A 15,632-nucleotide genomic window follows, 5' to 3' on the forward strand; every position below is an offset into this window, starting at 1 on the left:
GAGCCTGAGCCTGACAAGGTAACCGATTTGGTCGGAACCAGAGGGGCGGCCCGTCATCGACGGCCGCCCCTCTGTCATTTATCCCTTCGACTTGAAGTTGGCCGCCTCGATGCCGTGCCGATTCAGCAGCTTGTAGAAATCGGTGCGGTTTCTCCCCGCCATGTTGGCCGCCAGGGTCACATTGCCTTCCGTGGTGCGCAGCAACCGGATCAGGTACTCCTTTTCAAACTCGGCCCGCGCCTCGTTGAACGAGGGAATGCCGCCACCGCCGCCACTCAGGGCAGACTCCACCATGGCCGCGCCTATCACCGGGCTGCAGCAGAGGCTCGCGAGCTGCTCCACCACCCCGCAGAGCTGGCGCACGTTGCCCGGCCAGGCCGCGGCGGCCAGCAGGGCCAGCGCCTCCGGCGAGAAGCCGAGGGCGGCGCAATCGGGGTGACGGTTGCGGTAATCGTCCAGCGCCTGACGGGCCAGCAGGGGGATGTCCTCGCTGCGGGCGCTCAGAGGCGGCAGGGTGATGTTGGCCACGTTTAGGCGGTAGAAGAGATCCTCGCGAAAACGCCCCTCTTCCATGGCGGTCACCAGATCCTGATGGCTGGAGCTGATGACCCGCACCTCGGGGGTACCCTGACCATACTCCGCCAGCACCTGGAGCAACTTGGCCTGGAGTGACTCCGACAGATCCCCTATCTCGTCGAGGAAGAGGGTGCCGCCTTTGGCCTCGGCAAACAGGCCGGACTGGCCATCCTCGCCAAACAGCTGCAAGTCCAGCGCGGGCCAGGGCAGAGCCGCACAGTTGATGGTATGCAGCGGCTTGTCGCGGCGGTGGCTGGCCTGGTGCAGCGCCTGGGTCATCACCCCCTTGCCGGCGCCGGAGGGACCCAGGATCAGCACGGGCACGTCCATGGTGGCGATGCTGCTCGCCTGGATCAGCAATTGCTCCATCTGCGGGTTGCGGGTCTGGATGAGGGACTGCCACTCCTGCTGCTGCTTCGGACGGGTCAGGCTGAGAGCATGCTCTATGGTGACCAGCAGCTCGTCCTTGTCGATGGGCTTGGTGAGGAAGCTGAACACCCCGGAGCGGGTCGCCTGGATGGCGTCGGGAATGGTGCCGTGGGCGGTCATGATGATCACCGGCATGCCGAGCCACTGGGACTGGATCCGCTCGAACAGCGCCAGCCCGTCCATGCCCCCCATGCGCAGATCGCTCAGCACCAGGTCGGCCCGCTGCTGGCGCAGCCTGTCCAGCGCTCCTTCGGCGCTGTCGGCGGTATCCACCTCGTAACCCTGGCTGCGCAGGCGCATGCTCATCAGCTTGAGCAGGCTGGCATCATCGTCCACCAGCAGAATACGGCTCATGCTCTCACCCCCTCTTGGCGAAAAACGCGGTCATTGCGGCGCGGTCCGGAGCTGTCATGGCTGACCTCCCCCATTGAGCTTACGCTGGTTGAGCTGCTCGTCGATGGCGGAGAGCTGCTCTATCTGCTGGCGCAGACGCTTCACCTCCTGACTCTGATCGTCGCGGCGGCTGTCTCGCACCAGCAGCTCCTCCCCGAGGGCGATCCAGCTGCGCAGGAAGGCCTGGGCATCGAGACCGAGCTCCGGCAACAGAGCCTTCAGCTGATCCAGCCCGGCCCGGCGGCTGGCCACCGATTCGGACGGGTGGGTGTTGACCATGGCCAGGCTGACCCGGCTCTCGAGGTCGGTGGCGCCGGCCAGTCGCTGGCGCTCCTGCATCCGCTGCTGGGGATGGCTGGCCAGCAGCCAGTCCGAGTATTGCAGGCGCACCTGCATCTCCTTGTTGGCAAACTCCATCCGCCTGGCGATCGCCTCCTGGGAAGGCTCGGTGAGGCTGGTAGAAGGCAGCAGGGAACAGCCAGCGAGCAGGCCTATCATCAATACGGGAATCACAAATCGTTTCATCTTGAATGTCACTTCAGATCCTGGTGGGGAACAGGCACCTGCCCGCTCCTCTCAATATTCGGTGTCAAGGCGCCACCCGCACCTGCGGGGTCGCCGCCACGCCCGTCAGCTCGGGCGCACGTTCAAATCCAGCCGGAAACAGACATCCGCCTGGGCATCCTCGATCAGCCTGAGCTCGCCGCCCAGACTCATGGCAGACTCACGGGCAATGGAGAGGCCCATGCCGGAGCCTTTCAGCAATCCCTGGCGCACTATGCTGCCCTGTTCAAAGGGCTCGAAGATGCGCTCCCGCTCGTCTGGCGGGATGACAGGCCCTTCGTTGGCCACCTCCAGCCAGCCGCCACCCGCTCCCGCCCCGGCGCGGATCCAGATCTGTCCGCCCCTGGCGCCATAGCTGACCGCGTTGGAAAAGAGATTGTCGAGGATGAGTCGCAGGCGGTAGGGCTCTGCCCGCAGGCTGATGGGCTCGGGCGGCAAGTGTACACTGATTTGCTTGGATTCCAGCGCGAGCCGGTACTCTTCGGACAAGTCTGACAACAAGGGCGCCAGGGGCACCTCGGACAGGGTGAACACCTCCTGCTGGCTGAGGCGATTGAAGTCGAGCAGCCGCTCGATCAGGGTCTGCAGACGGCGGCTGTTCTCCTCCAGCATCTGGCAGATCTCCTGCTGATCCCCGTTGAGGGGCCCCACCAGCTGCTCCGAGAGCAGATCAGCCCCCTCCCGCAGCACGGCAAGGGGGGTTTTCAGCTCGTGGGATACGTGGCGCAGGAACTGGTATTTCTGCTGTTCCAGCTCCTTGAGCTTGTCGTGCAGCCAGCTGATCCGCTCCCCCAGCAGCACCAGTTCGGCCGGGCCATCCACCGGGCGCTGATCCGGCTCGACACCTGCGCCCAGACTCAGGATCCGCGACTCAATCTGACGTACCGGGTGGATGATGAGGTAGGTAAAGAGCAACACCAGCAGCAGGCTGAGCCCGGCCACGAAGCCGCTGACCCACCAGATCTGCTGTTTCAGCTCCACGATGGCGCCCCGCATGCGGGTCACGTGATCATCCACCTGGCTGCGGGTGACCACTTCCAGTTGCTGGTTCAGTTCGTTGAAGTCGGTGAAACGGGGGCTGGTCGCCTCCTGCCTGGCCTTGCGCAGATCCTGCAGACCGTCGAGCCAGACCAGCGTCGCCTCGAGATCTCCGTAGACCTCGGCATCCGGAATGGAGTCCTGATGGGTCGCGAGCAGTTCCCGGTAGCGCACCAGCTGTTGCCGATAGCTGGCCAGGATGCGGTCATCACCCAGGACCGCATAGCGGCGCAGGGTGCGCTCCAGATCGATGGCCTGGGTGGAGAGCAGCGTCGCCCGGCGAGTGTCCCGCACCGCACGTTCCATCTCGTCGCTGGTGAGCTGGCCCAGGTGGGAGAGCGCCTGACTGTCGTGCCAGATCATGCCCCCCAGGGGCATCAGCACCAGCACGAAGCCCATCAGTACTACCTGGAGCAGGGAGCGGGGCCGAACCTTGGTCATCTTCTGCGGTCTCGATTCGTCATGGGGGAGCCAGCATATCCGCACTGCCCCAAAAAGCAAAACCGGCCATAAAGCCGGTTTGATTGCTCACCGAGGCCGGATTCACGCCAGGCCGACGGACGCCACACAGATGACAATGATCATGGCAAGGGCCCCTGACGCGGCCAACAGTGCCCATTTCATTTCTACGCTCATGCAAACCTCCTTTCTGCCAATCAGCGTTGGATCACAACAGATAACGACATGTTAATTCATAGTGAATCCCATAACCGTGAGCTGCGTATATATTTCAGACGAGCCCAACCCAAGGAATGGAAAGCATGTTTTACCTCTGTAGCATTGGATCCAATCTCGACCCCGCCCTGCACGTCAGTCAGGTCGTCGCCGAATTGCTGGCCCGCTTTGGTCGCCTTCACCTGAGTTCCGTCATCCAGACCAAACCCGTGGGCATGCATTCGCGCCACGACTTCCTCAACTGCCTGTTCGTCGTCCAGAGCGACCTCTCCCCCGTCCAGCTCAAGGCCGAGTTTGTCACCATGGAGCTGGCCCATGGTCGGGATCGCAACAACCCCCTGTGCAAGGTGGCGGACAGGCCACTGGACATCGACATACTGGCCTGCGGCGAACGGGATGACTTCGCCGAGGCCGGGGTGGATGCCTACCTGGGGGATCTGCTGGCGGAGATGTATCAGGGCGGCAGTGTGGACTCCGGCAAGGTGACCCTCGGCCTGCCGGGCAGCAAGGTGTTTGCGAAACAGCGCATCGGCCAGGCCCCCATCCATCTCTGCCAGCAAGACGAGGCCCTGCTTCCCGGCAACGGCCACCCCGGCCCCCCTTCCCGGCACGCCGCCATCCGGCACCCTTGAGCCGTTCACACACATGAGGCGCCCAAAGGCGCCTCATGTCATGGCGGCCCGCCTTGCCCTAGATGGCGGCGAGGGCGCGCCCTCCGTCCACCCGGATGCTGGCCCCGGTCATGTAGTCGTTCTTCATCAGCATCTGTACCGCCTGCCAGATGGGCTCCAGACCCCCCTCCCGCGCCAGCGGCGTCTTCGCCAGCACCTGCTGGCGCCAGTCATCCCCGTGCTCGTCGAGAAACAGGATGGGGCCAGGCTCTATGGTGTTGACCCGCACGGCGGGTGCCAGTTCGCGGGCAAAGCTCATGGCCAGGGAATGGGCTCCCGCCTTGGTGGCCACGTAGGCGGCAAACTGGGGCGCCGGGGCATGGATGTAGATATCGGTGATGTGGATGATGCCCCCGTTGGGCTGGCGGGCAAGGGCGGGGGCCAGCGCCCGGTTGAGCTGGAAGGGAGCCGCCATGTGTACCCGGTAGAACTGATCAAACTGGGCCAGCTGCACCGCAGGATCCGCAGCCTGGGGCTCGAAGGCGGAGGCATTGTGGATGATCAGGGCAAGATCCTCATGGGCCGCCAGCGCCGTCACCACGGCGCCCACCTCCTCTTCCCGGGTGAAGTCCGCCTGTACCAGCTCGACGCCCACGTCTCGCAGACGATCCAGCTCGGGCCGTTCGCTGCGATAGCTGCCCGTCACCTGCCAGCCAGCGGCCACCAGCCGCTCACACAGATAGAATCCCAGGCGACGGCCACAGCCCGTTACCAATGCACGCATACCCTCTCCTTGTGGTTGTCGCCCTCCCCGATCCATGCAGGATCGCACGGAGGACCCATTCATCGGCCATGACCTATCGATGTCCGAGGCAAAACCCATTGGCCACGTGTCACAGCCACCGGGCATAGTGGCCCCATCGACCCCCATGGAGCCACCATCATGCTACAAATTCGCGATCATATGCAGCCATTGACCCACTCACTGCACCCCGGCCTCGGTCTGGCCGAGGCGCTGGACAGACTCCATCGGGCAAACCTGGGGGGCCTGCCGGTACTGGATGACCATCAGCACCTCGTCGGATTTCTCTCCGAGCAGGATTGCATTCCCGCCCTGCTCACGGGCAGCTATCACTGCGACACCCGTACTCTGGTCGAAGATCTGATGAGCCGGACCCCGCTGTTCGTCTCTCCTGATGACAACATCGTGGATCTCGCCCGCCAGATGGCCGGGGCCAGACCCAAGGTCTATCCGGTAATGGAGGGAGGCAAGGTGACGGGCATCATCAGCCGTCGTCAGGTGATGCAGGCCCTCAACACCCAGATGAAACAGTGTCAGGCAACCTGAGGCAGGCCACCTCGCACACGTTTCATGCCGACTACCCTCCCGCCCACAGCCGGCGAGTGGCTGGTCCATCCCGCCCGACTCTGCCACGGGGCGGCCTGTCGAGGCAGCCCGCCCCCCTCCCACCGGCACCGTTCGTTTGTCCCCTCCCCATTTCAGGGTTTGCCATCCGTGGTCGTCTCTAGTTAGATAGGTATCGGTCACAGTCCCTGCCGGATGCGACCCCGTCCCCAATGCTCAGGAGATGTAACGTGCGACGCTTGCTCGTATTCTGCTTTCTGCTGCCCTGCTGGCTGTCAGCTAGGGAGTTGGTCATTGGTGGCATCCAGGAGCCCCCTCTCAAGTGGCTGGATGCACAGGGACACCCTCGCGGGCTGGATGTGGATCTCGTCACCGCCATCTTCGGCACGCTCCATACCCCCATCAGGATTGAGCTCATCGATTCGGGAGCCAGGCTCACCCGCAATGCCGAAAGCGGCTTCTATGATCTGCTGCTGGCCCACTCCTACAAACCGGAGCGGGAGGCCTATCTGCTCTACCCCAAACAGGCCCATATGCTCCATAGCTGGCACTTCTTCATACGCAAGGAGTCCGCAGGCCTGATCCACTATGACCATCTGACGGATCTCAAACCCTGGCGTATCGGTGTCACCCGGGATTTCTCCTATACCCCCGAGCTCGCGGCAGCCATGACAGACCCGAGCTATCACTTCCAGGAGATCCCCATCAACCAGCTGCAACTGCGAAAACTCATTGCCGGTCGTATCGACGTGGTGCCCATGTCCCTGGTCACCGCCTTCACCCAGATAAGAGAGGAGGGACTGGAAGGCAAGCTCGACTACCTGCCAAAACCCCTCAAGACCAGCCCCTACTTCAATGCCTGGACCCGTTCCCGGGCCGATGCCGACACCCCGGCCCTGATGGCCGCCTATGATGCCGAATTGCTGCACATGAAGCGGGACGGCCGGCTCAAGGCCCTCTACGACAAATACGGCATCCCCTATATCGAACCCTGACCCACCAGTCAGGGTGTCATCTCCCACAGGGTCGAATTCTGCAGCGCGGACAGGGTCTATCACGGGAGAGGGGTCTCTACGCCCCCCTCAGACCACCCGACTCAAGGCTTCACATCCCGCAGGATCGGGTTTTGCAGCGAAATCAGCGTCTCGGTGGACTGGATCTCGTCGATGGTCTGGATCTTGTGGATCAGTACCGTCTGCAACTCGTCGATGGAACGGGTCATCACCTTCATGAAGATGCTGTAGTGGCCCGTGGTGTAGTAGGCCTCCACCACCTCGTCCAGCGCCTGCAGTTTGGCCAGGGCCGACGGGTAATCCTTGGCGCTCTTGAGGTTGATCCCGATGAAGCAGCAGACGTCGTAGCCCAGCTTCTTGGGGTTCACCTGCACCCGCGTTCCCTCGATGATGCCCGCCTGCTTCATCTTCTCTACCCGCACGTGGATGGTGCCCGGGCTCACCAGCAGTTGTTTGGCCAGCTCGGCGTAAGGCAGGCGCGCATTCTCCATCAGGGCGGAGAGGATGGCCTGATCGAGATTATCGATCCGATAATTTTCTGACACTTTTTTGCGCTCCTTTTAATGATTCATCATTAATTGATGGCTTATTTTGAAGAAAAAAACAAACAAAGCCTATTTCAATTATCGAATATTGAATTTAGTTGGCATTCTGTTGAAGAATCACCGCATTCAACGGATTCACGACAGGTAATTCAGCATGAAACAGCACTACATCCGCAGCCAACAGCAGATCAGCTTCGTCAAAGAGATGTTCTCCCGCCAACTCGCACTGCAACTCGGCCTGATGGAGGTACAAGCCCCCATTCTGAGCCGGGTCGGTGACGGCACCCAGGACAACCTCTCCGGCTGCGAGCATGCAGTGCAGGTCAAGGTGAAAACCCTGCCGGAGCACAGCTATGAAGTGGTCCACTCCCTGGCCAAGTGGAAGCGCCAGACTCTGGGTCGCTTCGGTTTCGGCCCGGGTGAAGGCATCTACACCCACATGAAGGCACTGCGTCCGGACGAGGAACGTCTCAGCCCCATTCACTCCGTCTACGTCGACCAGTGGGACTGGGAGAAGGTGATGCCGGGCGAGCGCCGGGATCTGACCTATCTGCAGGAGACGGTGCGCGGCATCTGGGTCGCCATCAAGGCCACCGAGCGCGCGGTCTGTGCCGAGCACGACCTGACCCCCTTCCTGCCGGCGGATATTCAGTTCCTGCACAGTGAAGAGCTGCTGACCCGCTACCCGGACCTCGATGCCAAGGGACGCGAGCGCGCCATCGCCAAAGAGCTGGGAGCGGTCTTCCTCATCGGTATCGGTGGCGCCCTCTCCCACGGCGAACGCCACGACGTCCGTGCCCCGGACTACGACGACTGGAGCAGCGAGAGCGAGCTGGGGCTGGCGGGTCTGAATGGTGACATTCTGGTGTGGAACCCGGTACTGCAGGACAGCTTCGAGATCTCCTCCATGGGGATCCGGGTCGACGCCGAGGCGCTGCGCCGCCAGCTGGCCATCACCGGCGACGAGGATCGCCTGCAGTACGACTGGCACCAGGATCTGCTGGCTGCACGGATGCCGCAGACCATCGGCGGTGGCATCGGCCAATCCCGTCTGGCCATGCTGCTGCTGCAAAAAGAGCACATCGGTCAGGTCCAGGTCGGCGTCTGGCCATCTGAAATGAAGGCTGCCATCCCAGACATGCTGTAACGAATTGATTTGATTGCATCTGTCCTCCTATCGCGGCAACACGGCGCGGGACAGACGCGATAGCGAAGCTGGTCAGCCGGGGTGGAGAGCGTATCCCGACTGACTGTAAGGCGGGCATGGTCGCTGACTGTGCCTGCCGACCCTGGGGCTTGCCCCTGCGATCCGCTCAACCCACGTCAGATCGCATCGAATACATTCCTCCCGGCAATCTTCGGATTGCCGTTTTTTTTATCTCCCACCTGCAACCGTCACGCTCAGCGGCCGATGGGCTGATATCCCTGCCATTGCGGCCTGAAGGGGCTCCCTTCGGAGTCGGGCACAAGGTGCACGTACAGACCGCTCACCGTCTCCAGCAGCAGGCAGTCGTCCACCTCTTTCAGGTTGTCCTTGTACTGGTGCCTGACCCCCTTTAGCAAGGATGCGAGCCCCCTGGCTTTTGCTTCCTTTGCATCCTTTGCAACAAAGAAATCGAAGGCATGCAGCTCCGCGAGGGAGTCTGGGTGATAACCACCCATGTTCACAAAGTAGAGGCGGGGAGCCTCTTTCTCAGGAGGCGTCTCCCGCAGATGCACCGAATAGCCATCCGCCCAGAGCAGCCTGGCGTAACCGTCGATATGCACCTTGTCGGGATCGCCGAACCAGGCCTCCCGCAGTGCAGGCCAGGCCCCCTCGGGGGTCTGCGCCGCCACAAACTGGATGTCGTGGACCTCGATATTGGATTGGCCGGCGTTGCCGCCCAGATAGAACACGAATAGAAACATGTCTGACTCCCTTGTCTCACCCCTGGTCACGCCAGCATCAGGGTGACTTTCACCCCATTGTACAGAACCCCGAACAGTGAAACTGCGAGCAAAAACAAAGATGAAATCAATGCGATATGCTGGCTGTGCCGGGTCGGCATCCAACGCTTCACCAGCAGGACATAGAGACTCAGCACCAGCAGATCGAAGAAGATCCACACCATGGAGAGAGTCAGAATGCTGGTGCCAAAGTGCGGTGTCACCGCGATGAACTGCGGGAAGAAGGCGACGAAGAAGAGAATGTCCTTGGGATTGGCCACGCCGGTCATGAAGCCCTGCGTAAAGCCACCACCTGCAAGGACAGGCGCACCGGGCCCGGTATCCCGGCTCACCCCTGCCATCAAACCGCCCACGGCCGCATAACCGATGTAGAGTGACCCCGCCCCGCCCAGCAGATAGAGCCACAAGGGTGGCAGAGAGATCACGCCGGCCAGGATCAGGGTCGCCATCAGGATCAGCACCAGGGAGGCCCCGTTGGTGCCGAGCAGGGTCATCCAGGCCTGGCGATAACCATGACGAACCGCCGTGCCGGTGACGAGTGCCACGACGGGCCCCGGAGTCAACAACAGGAGCACGACCGACAAGGTGTAGGCCCCCAGCAACATCATGTTCATTCCGTCTTTCCTCCTTCGTTGATACCGCCATGTCCGCCTTTAGCCAGGACTGGCATGATGAGTCATGCTCAACCAGCCCCGGGGTTGGCTGCATTATTCAACGGGGCCCGGCCCTTGAAAAACGGATAAAACTCCCATTGAATGTGAGTAAAGCTCACATTGATATCGAACGATGACCCTTCCTCCTCTCTACGCGCTGCGTGCGTTTGAAGCCGCGGCCCGGCTCGGCTCCTTCAGCAAGGCGGCAGCCTCTCTGCACGTGACGCCGGGCGCCGTCAGTCGCCATGTCCAGACCCTGGAGGCCTGGTTCGAGTGCGAACTCTTTCACCGCCATGGCCCCAGGGTCGAGGTGACGGAAGCCGGCCGCGCCCTGGCGGAACAGTTGACGGAGGGGTTCCAGAGCCTGGCGATGGCGTGTCAGACCTTTCGCCGCAACGGCCAGGAACTGCGACTCAAGGCGCCCTCGACCCTGACCATGCGCTGGCTGCTGGATGTGCTCGGCACGTTCCGTGAACATCACCCCACTCCCAGGATCCTGGCCTCCAGCGTCTGGATGGACATAGACGGCGTCGATTTTCACCGCGAGCCCTATGACTGCGCCATCTTGCTGGGGAACGGCCATTTCGGGGATGACACCGAGTGTCACCTGCTGTTCGAAGAGTGGCTGATCCCCCTCTGTGCCCCGGCCCTGGTGGAAACCGCCCGCAGGAATTTGGCGGCGTGCGAACTGATCCACCCCTCGCCGGATCGCCGTGACTGGCGGCGGTGGCTCAAGGGAACCGGCGCCAGGCCAGGGCTCAATCTGGCCAGTGGCAAGGTGTTCGACACCCTGGAGCAGGGCAACATGGCCGCCATCAGCGGCCACGGCGTCTCGGTCGGGGATCTGCTGCTGAGCCAGGAGGCCATCGCAAACGGGCTGCTGGCACTGCCCTTCCACCAAGCCGTCGCCACCACGGATGGATACTACCTGGTGTGGCCCAGACACAGCACCCGGCGCAAGCATATCGACAGCCTGCGCCGCTGGCTGACCGACGCCGTGCCACACAACAGGCTGGAGCACATTGAATGGGTCGGGTGACATGCCGCAACAGGGCACAGGATCCCCCTGACGAATTGCGAACGCCCATAAAAAAACACAGGCACGAGGCCTGCGTTTTTCATCGACAATCCCATTACTGGGTCATGGTGAGGCCGTTGCTGTCGGCCCCCAGCCGCAGTGTCTTGCCCGGGATGACCCGACCGCTGAGCAGGGCCTGGGCCAGCGGGTTCTCCACCTTCTGCTGGATCGCCCGCTTGAGGGGGCGCGCCCCGTAGACGGGATCGAACCCGGCGTGAACCAGCTTGGTCAGCAGCTCCTCGCTCACCTCCACCTCGAAGCCCTGGGACTCCAGACGGCTCATCAGGCTCTTGAGCTGGATACGGGCGATGGACTTGATGTGCTCCTCACCGAGCGGGTGGAACACCACGGTCTCGTCGATCCGGTTGATGAACTCCGGCCGGAAGCTGCGGGTCAGCACCTCCATCAGCATGGTCTTCATCTCGTCGTAATCCTTCTCGGAGTGGTGCTCCTGAATAAGATCAGACCCGAGGTTGGAGGTCATGATCACCACGGTGTTGCGGAAGTCCACGGTACGCCCCTGACCGTCGGTCAGGCGGCCATCGTCTAGCACCTGCAACAGGATGTTGAAGACATCGGGATGCGCCTTCTCCACCTCGTCCAGCAGGATCACCGAGTAGGGGCGACGACGCACCGCCTCGGTCAGATAACCGCCTTCTTCATAACCCACGTATCCCGGAGGCGCCCCCACCAGACGGGCCACGCTGTGTTTCTCCATGAACTCGGACATGTCGATCCGCACCATGGCGTCCTGGGTATCGAACAGGAACTCCGCCAGCGCCTTGCACAGCTCGGTCTTGCCCACCCCGGTGGGGCCGAGGAAGAGGAAGGAGCCGATGGGGCGGTTCGGGTCGGACAGCCCGGCACGAGAGCGGCGAATGGCGTTGGAGACGGCGTCCACCGCCTCTTCCTGGCCGATCACCCGGCTGTGCAGCTGATCCTCCATCCGCAGCAGCTTCTCCCGTTCTCCTTCCAGCATGCGGGCCACCGGAATGCCGGTCCAGCGGGCCAGGACGTCGGCGATCTCCACGTCGGTGACCCGGTTGCGCAGCAGGCTGGTCTCCTGCATCTCGGCCTGGGTGGCGAGATCCAGCTGTTTCTCCAGCTCCGGGATGCGGCCGTACTGCAGCTCGGACATGCGGCCCAAGTCCCCTGCGCGGCGCGCCACCTCGAGATCCTGACGGGCCTGCTCCAGCGCAGCCTTGATGTGCTGGGTCCCGGCGAGGGCAGCCTTCTCGGCCTTCCACACCTCTTCCAGCTCGTTGTATTCCCGCTCTTTTTCCGTCAGCTCCTGATTGAGCAGATCGAGGCGCTTGCGGCTGGCGTCATCGTCCTCCTTCATCAGCGCCTGCTGCTCCAGCTTGAGCTGGATGATGCGCCGCTCGAGCCGGTCCAGGGATTCCGGCTTGGAGTCGATCTGGAGCCGGATGCTGGCCGCCGCCTCGTCGATGAGGTCGATGGCCTTGTCAGGCAGCTGGCGATCCGCGATGTAGCGGTGGGAGAGCTGGGCCGCCGCGACGATGGCGGGGTCGGTGATCTGTACATGGTGGTGCAGCTCGTAGCGCTCCTTCAGGCCACGCAGGATGGCGATGGTGTCCTCCACCGAGGGCTCCTCCACCAGCACCTTCTGGAAACGGCGCTCCAGGGCGGCATCCTTCTCCACGTACTGCCTGTACTCATCGAGGGTGGTGGCCCCGACGCAGTGCAGCTCGCCGCGGGCCAGGGCGGGCTTGAGCATGTTGCCCGCATCCATGGCGCCCTCGCCCTTGCCGGCGCCGACCATGGTGTGCAGCTCGTCCACGAAGAGGATGACGCTGCCCTCCTCCTTGGCCAGATCGTTCAGAACCGCCTTGAGCCGCTCCTCGAACTCGCCGCGATACTTGGCTCCGGCCACCAGGGCCCCCATGTCGAGCGACAGCACCCGCTTGTTCTTGAGCCCTTCCGGCACTTCGCCATTGATGATGCGCTGGGCCAGACCCTCGACGATGGCGGTCTTGCCGACGCCGGGGGCACCAATCAGCACCGGGTTGTTCTTGGTGCGGCGTTGCAGCACCTGGATGGTGCGGCGAATTTCGTCATCCCGGCCGATCACCGGGTCGAGCTTGCCGAGTTCGGCCCGCTCGGTGAGGTCTATGGTGTACTTCTCCAGCGCCTGGCGATTCTCCTCGGCGTTGGCATCCTCCACCTTCTTGCCGCCACGGACCTTGTCGATGGCTGCCTCGAGTTTTTCCTTGGTCAGCCCCTGGGCACGCAGCAGCTCGCCCAGCGTCCCCTTCTCGTCCAGGGCCGCCAGCACGAACAGCTCGGACGAGATGAACTGATCCTTGCGCTGCTGGGCCAGCTTGTCGCAGACGTTGAGCAGGCGGCCGAGGCCGTTGGAGAGCTGTACGTCCCCTTCCACCCCGCTGACGCGGGGCAGGCGATCCAGCTCCTCGCCGAGGCGCGAGCGCAGGGTATTGATGTCGAGCCCGGTCAGGGTGAGCAGCGGACGAATGGATCCGCCGTCCTGATTGAGCAAGGCGCTCATCAGATGGACGGGTTCGATGAATTGGTGGTCACGACCCAGTGCAAGAGACTGGGCATCGGAAATGGCAATCTGGAATTTGCTGGTCAGGCGATCGAGGCGCATTGCACTCCCCCTTCAAGACAGACGCCGCATGCGCGGCAACAACATCGCTTTCTGACAAGGAAGATGTGGTCTTGAAGGGCAATTTCAAGGGGTGGCTGTTTGTTTTTTCCTCAATAGCAGTGACCGGGGGAAAACGACCTCGCAATGGCAGCCTGCACCCTGAGCCTGCTCGGCAGCAAGACATGGCCGCCAAAGGGCCATCACCAGGGAGTGAAGAGGCGCTTGCGGCCACTCGCGAGCGCCTCTTCGGCTATTTTTCCAGCCACACAAGGGAGGCCATGCGACCCGTCTGTCCGTCGCGGCGATAGGAGTAGAAGCGCTCGCTGTCGCTGAAGGTGCAGTATTCGCCGCCATAGATGGCGGTGACACCGGCGCGGACGAGGCGCAGCCGGGCCAGCTGGTAGATATCCGCCAGCCATTTCCCTTCGTTGAGGGATGGCACGAATGCCGTCGCCGCTTCCGCCTGCTCCGTCATGAAGGCCTCACGCACTTCGCCACCCACTTCGAACGCAGCGGGACCGATGGCCGGGCCCAGCCAGGCCAGGATCTCGCCAGGCTCGCAGCCCATGGCGGCGATGCTTGCCTCCAATACGCCCCCCTGCAGTCCGCGCCAACCGGCATGGGCCGCCGCCACTACGGTGCCTGCCCGATCGCAGAACAGCACCGGCAGGCAGTCGGCGGTCATCACGATGCAGGCCTGCCCCGCCTCATGCGCACAGGCGGCATCGGCATCCGGTACGCGCTCATAACGGTCGCTCACCGGATGGACGGCGATGCCATGTACCTGGTTGAGCCAGTTGAGAGTGCCGGGGATCCCCGCCACCTGCTGCAGTCGGGCGCGGTTGGCCTCGACCCTGGCCGGTGCATCGCCCACATGGGCCCCGAGGTTCAGGCCGGCAAAGACCCCTTCGCTGATGCCGCCGTCCCGGGTGGTCGAGAGAGCCCTGACATTGCCCGGTGCGGGCCAGTCGGGTGCGATCCAGTTCATCTGTGGCTCCTTTCGTTCATATGAAAACGAGGCCCCTTGGCTGCAACCAGTCAAGGGGCCCCGCATCAGATCATGGGCAGGTTACGGCAGGAATCGTCGCAAGGCCGCCCCCGGGATCAGTTCCAGACCAGATCGTCCGGATTGGCCAGGGTATCCGCCCGCAGCACTTCCATCAGCGCCACCATATCCTGCGGCGTGGGGGAGTGCCACTCCATCACTTCACCCGTGATGGGGTGCGCCAGCTTCAGCATGGTGGCGTGCAGCGCCTGACGGTGGAAACCGCGCAGGGCCTCGGTCAGCTCGGGGGTGGCGTTGCGCAGCAGACGCAGACGGCCACCGTAAGCGGGATCCCCCACCAGCGGGTGCTTGATGTGGGCCATGTGGACACGGATCTGGTGGGTACGGCCGGTCTCCAGCCGCAACCGCAGACGGGTGTGACCACGGAACTTCTCGTGCACCCGGTAGTGGGTGACGGACTCGCGCCCGTTGGGCACCACTGCCATGTGGGTACGCTGGGTCGGATGACGACCGATGGGGGCATCGACGGTGCCGCCGGCGGTCATGTGACCGATGGCAATCGCCTCGTACTCACGGGTGATCTGGCGTGCCTGAAGGGCTTCCACCAGGTGGGTCTGGGCGGGAATGGTCTTGGCCACCACCATCAACCCCGTGGTGTCTTTGTCCAGACGGTGCACGATGCCGGCGCGGGGGACCTCGGCGATGCCGGGGTAGCGGTGCAGCAGGGCATTGAGCACGGTGCCGTCCGGCGTACCGGCGCCCGGGTGAACCACCAGGCCGGCCGGCTTGTCGATCACCAGGATGTGTTCATCTTCATAGACGATGTTCAGCTCGATGTTCTGGGCATCCCAGCGGGTGTCGTCTGCCAGTTCCACATTCACATGTACCTGCTGCCCGGCCACCACTTTCTCGCGCGGGGTATTGGCAACCTGACCGTCCAGGGTCACTCTGTCCTGTAAAATCCACTCCTTGATGCGGGTCCGGGAGTAGTCGGGAAACAATTCGGCCAGGGCCTGGTCGAGTCGTTGCCCGAATTGGTGATCCTGAAATTCGCCTGTCAGTTCAATATGCTGGCTCATGTATGGTCTCTTGAGCGGGGGTATCAATTC

Annotated in this window: 16 protein-coding genes; 5 read left to right on the forward strand and 11 right to left on the reverse strand. The window is 62.9% G+C overall.

Annotated features, from left to right (window positions below; translation table 11 throughout):
* Positions 1-78 precede the first annotated feature (78 nt).
* The 4 genes from PG892_RS05870 to cydH all read right to left on the reverse strand — a co-directional run bounded on the left by PG892_RS05870 (position 79) and on the right by cydH (position 3,636).
* Positions 79-1,359, reverse strand: coding sequence for a sigma 54-interacting transcriptional regulator (locus PG892_RS05870; protein WP_010675978.1), 1,281 nt, complete (start codon positions 1,357-1,359; stop codon positions 79-81).
* A gap of 54 nt (positions 1,360-1,413) precedes the next feature.
* Positions 1,414-1,923 (reverse strand): hypothetical protein, encoded by a 510-nt coding sequence (locus PG892_RS05875; protein WP_039039694.1) that lies wholly within the window; start codon positions 1,921-1,923, stop codon positions 1,414-1,416.
* A gap of 105 nt (positions 1,924-2,028) precedes the next feature.
* The gene (locus PG892_RS05880; RefSeq protein WP_010675980.1) at positions 2,029-3,441 is read right to left on the reverse strand and encodes a sensor histidine kinase; all 1,413 of its coding nucleotides are present in this window, start codon (positions 3,439-3,441) and stop codon (positions 2,029-2,031) included.
* A 102-nt stretch (positions 3,442-3,543) separates the two neighbouring features.
* A complete protein-coding gene (gene cydH, locus PG892_RS05885; RefSeq protein ID WP_010675981.1) occupies positions 3,544-3,636 on the reverse strand; it encodes a cytochrome bd-I oxidase subunit CydH in 93 nt (30 codons plus the stop codon).
* A gap of 125 nt (positions 3,637-3,761) precedes the next feature.
* On the opposite strand from cydH, the gene folK reads away from it, so the two are divergent.
* The gene (gene folK / locus PG892_RS05890) at positions 3,762-4,307 is read left to right on the forward strand and encodes a 2-amino-4-hydroxy-6-hydroxymethyldihydropteridine diphosphokinase (protein ID WP_042864786.1); all 546 of its coding nucleotides are present in this window, start codon (positions 3,762-3,764) and stop codon (positions 4,305-4,307) included.
* Positions 4,308-4,365: 58 nt separating this feature from the next.
* On the opposite strand, the gene PG892_RS05895 is transcribed toward folK, so the two are convergent.
* Positions 4,366-5,070 carry an SDR family oxidoreductase gene (locus tag PG892_RS05895; RefSeq protein ID WP_052816176.1) on the reverse strand — a complete coding sequence of 235 codons (705 nt, stop codon included), beginning with the start codon at positions 5,068-5,070 and terminating at the stop codon, positions 4,366-4,368.
* A 159-nt stretch (positions 5,071-5,229) separates the two neighbouring features.
* On the opposite strand from PG892_RS05895, the gene PG892_RS05900 reads away from it, so the two are divergent.
* Together PG892_RS05900 and PG892_RS05905 are read left to right on the forward strand one after the other, a co-directional pair.
* Positions 5,230-5,634, forward strand: coding sequence for a CBS domain-containing protein (locus PG892_RS05900; protein ID WP_029314862.1), 405 nt, complete (start codon positions 5,230-5,232; stop codon positions 5,632-5,634).
* A gap of 230 nt (positions 5,635-5,864) precedes the next feature.
* Entirely contained in the window at positions 5,865-6,647 is a 783-nt protein-coding gene (locus tag PG892_RS05905) for a substrate-binding periplasmic protein (protein WP_202395283.1), read from the forward strand.
* A 101-nt stretch (positions 6,648-6,748) separates the two neighbouring features.
* On the opposite strand, the gene asnC is transcribed toward PG892_RS05905, so the two are convergent.
* Positions 6,749-7,210, reverse strand: coding sequence for a transcriptional regulator AsnC (gene asnC / locus PG892_RS05910; RefSeq protein WP_041214272.1), 462 nt, complete (start codon positions 7,208-7,210; stop codon positions 6,749-6,751).
* A gap of 154 nt (positions 7,211-7,364) precedes the next feature.
* Here asnC and asnA point away from each other — a divergent pair, with 154 nt between their 5' ends.
* On the forward strand, positions 7,365-8,357 hold the full coding sequence (gene asnA, locus PG892_RS05915; protein WP_113978594.1) for an aspartate--ammonia ligase: 993 nt from the start codon (positions 7,365-7,367) through the stop codon (positions 8,355-8,357).
* 254 nt (positions 8,358-8,611) lie between these two features.
* Here the strand turns inward: asnA and PG892_RS05920 are convergent, their stop codons facing one another.
* Positions 8,612-9,118 carry a DUF1543 domain-containing protein gene (locus tag PG892_RS05920; protein WP_264787031.1) on the reverse strand — a complete coding sequence of 169 codons (507 nt, stop codon included), beginning with the start codon at positions 9,116-9,118 and terminating at the stop codon, positions 8,612-8,614.
* A gap of 26 nt (positions 9,119-9,144) precedes the next feature.
* The gene (locus tag PG892_RS05925) at positions 9,145-9,771 is read right to left on the reverse strand and encodes a LysE family translocator (protein ID WP_264787032.1); all 627 of its coding nucleotides are present in this window, start codon (positions 9,769-9,771) and stop codon (positions 9,145-9,147) included.
* Positions 9,772-9,943: 172 nt separating this feature from the next.
* On the opposite strand from PG892_RS05925, the gene PG892_RS05930 reads away from it, so the two are divergent.
* Positions 9,944-10,849 carry a LysR substrate-binding domain-containing protein gene (locus PG892_RS05930; protein ID WP_264787033.1) on the forward strand — a complete coding sequence of 302 codons (906 nt, stop codon included), beginning with the start codon at positions 9,944-9,946 and terminating at the stop codon, positions 10,847-10,849.
* A 94-nt stretch (positions 10,850-10,943) separates the two neighbouring features.
* On the opposite strand, the gene clpB is transcribed toward PG892_RS05930, so the two are convergent.
* The 3 genes from clpB to rluD all read right to left on the reverse strand — a co-directional run bounded on the left by clpB (position 10,944) and on the right by rluD (position 15,602).
* Positions 10,944-13,517, reverse strand: a complete 2,574-nt coding sequence (gene clpB, locus PG892_RS05935; RefSeq protein WP_041211934.1) for an ATP-dependent chaperone ClpB — start codon at positions 13,515-13,517, stop codon at positions 10,944-10,946.
* A 250-nt stretch (positions 13,518-13,767) separates the two neighbouring features.
* Entirely contained in the window at positions 13,768-14,505 is a 738-nt protein-coding gene (gene pgeF, locus PG892_RS05940) for a peptidoglycan editing factor PgeF (RefSeq protein ID WP_264787034.1), read from the reverse strand.
* Positions 14,506-14,621: 116 nt separating this feature from the next.
* A complete protein-coding gene (rluD, locus tag PG892_RS05945) occupies positions 14,622-15,602 on the reverse strand; it encodes a 23S rRNA pseudouridine(1911/1915/1917) synthase RluD (protein ID WP_010675991.1) in 981 nt (326 codons plus the stop codon).
* Positions 15,603-15,632 lie beyond the last annotated feature (30 nt).

The sequence above is a fragment of the Aeromonas sp. QDB68 genome, assembly GCF_027707405.1.
GTDB lineage: Bacteria > Pseudomonadota > Gammaproteobacteria > Enterobacterales > Aeromonadaceae > Aeromonas > Aeromonas caviae.

Bases quoted from the DNA above. Each gene is read 5' to 3' on its own strand.
- PG892_RS05930 (WP_264787033.1), top strand. From the start codon at position 9,944: ATGACCCTTCCTCCTCTCTACGCGCTGCGTGCGTTTGAAGCCGCGGCC.
- clpB (WP_041211934.1), bottom strand. From the start codon at position 13,517: ATGCGCCTCGATCGCCTGACCAGCAAATTCCAGATTGCCATTTCCGAT.
- PG892_RS05870 (WP_010675978.1), bottom strand. From the start codon at position 1,359: ATGAGCCGTATTCTGCTGGTGGACGATGATGCCAGCCTGCTCAAGCTG.
- PG892_RS05920 (WP_264787031.1), bottom strand. From the start codon at position 9,118: ATGTTTCTATTCGTGTTCTATCTGGGCGGCAACGCCGGCCAATCCAAT.
- PG892_RS05905 (WP_202395283.1), top strand. From the start codon at position 5,865: ATGCTCAGGAGATGTAACGTGCGACGCTTGCTCGTATTCTGCTTTCTG.
- PG892_RS05895 (WP_052816176.1), bottom strand. From the start codon at position 5,070: ATGCGTGCATTGGTAACGGGCTGTGGCCGTCGCCTGGGATTCTATCTG.
- folK (WP_042864786.1), top strand. From the start codon at position 3,762: ATGTTTTACCTCTGTAGCATTGGATCCAATCTCGACCCCGCCCTGCAC.
- PG892_RS05900 (WP_029314862.1), top strand. From the start codon at position 5,230: ATGCTACAAATTCGCGATCATATGCAGCCATTGACCCACTCACTGCAC.
- PG892_RS05925 (WP_264787032.1), bottom strand. From the start codon at position 9,771: ATGAACATGATGTTGCTGGGGGCCTACACCTTGTCGGTCGTGCTCCTG.
- cydH (WP_010675981.1), bottom strand. From the start codon at position 3,636: ATGAGCGTAGAAATGAAATGGGCACTGTTGGCCGCGTCAGGGGCCCTT.
- pgeF (WP_264787034.1), bottom strand. From the start codon at position 14,505: ATGAACTGGATCGCACCCGACTGGCCCGCACCGGGCAATGTCAGGGCT.
- asnA (WP_113978594.1), top strand. From the start codon at position 7,365: ATGAAACAGCACTACATCCGCAGCCAACAGCAGATCAGCTTCGTCAAA.
- PG892_RS05875 (WP_039039694.1), bottom strand. From the start codon at position 1,923: ATGAAACGATTTGTGATTCCCGTATTGATGATAGGCCTGCTCGCTGGC.
- rluD (WP_010675991.1), bottom strand. From the start codon at position 15,602: ATGAGCCAGCATATTGAACTGACAGGCGAATTTCAGGATCACCAATTC.
- PG892_RS05880 (WP_010675980.1), bottom strand. From the start codon at position 3,441: ATGACCAAGGTTCGGCCCCGCTCCCTGCTCCAGGTAGTACTGATGGGC.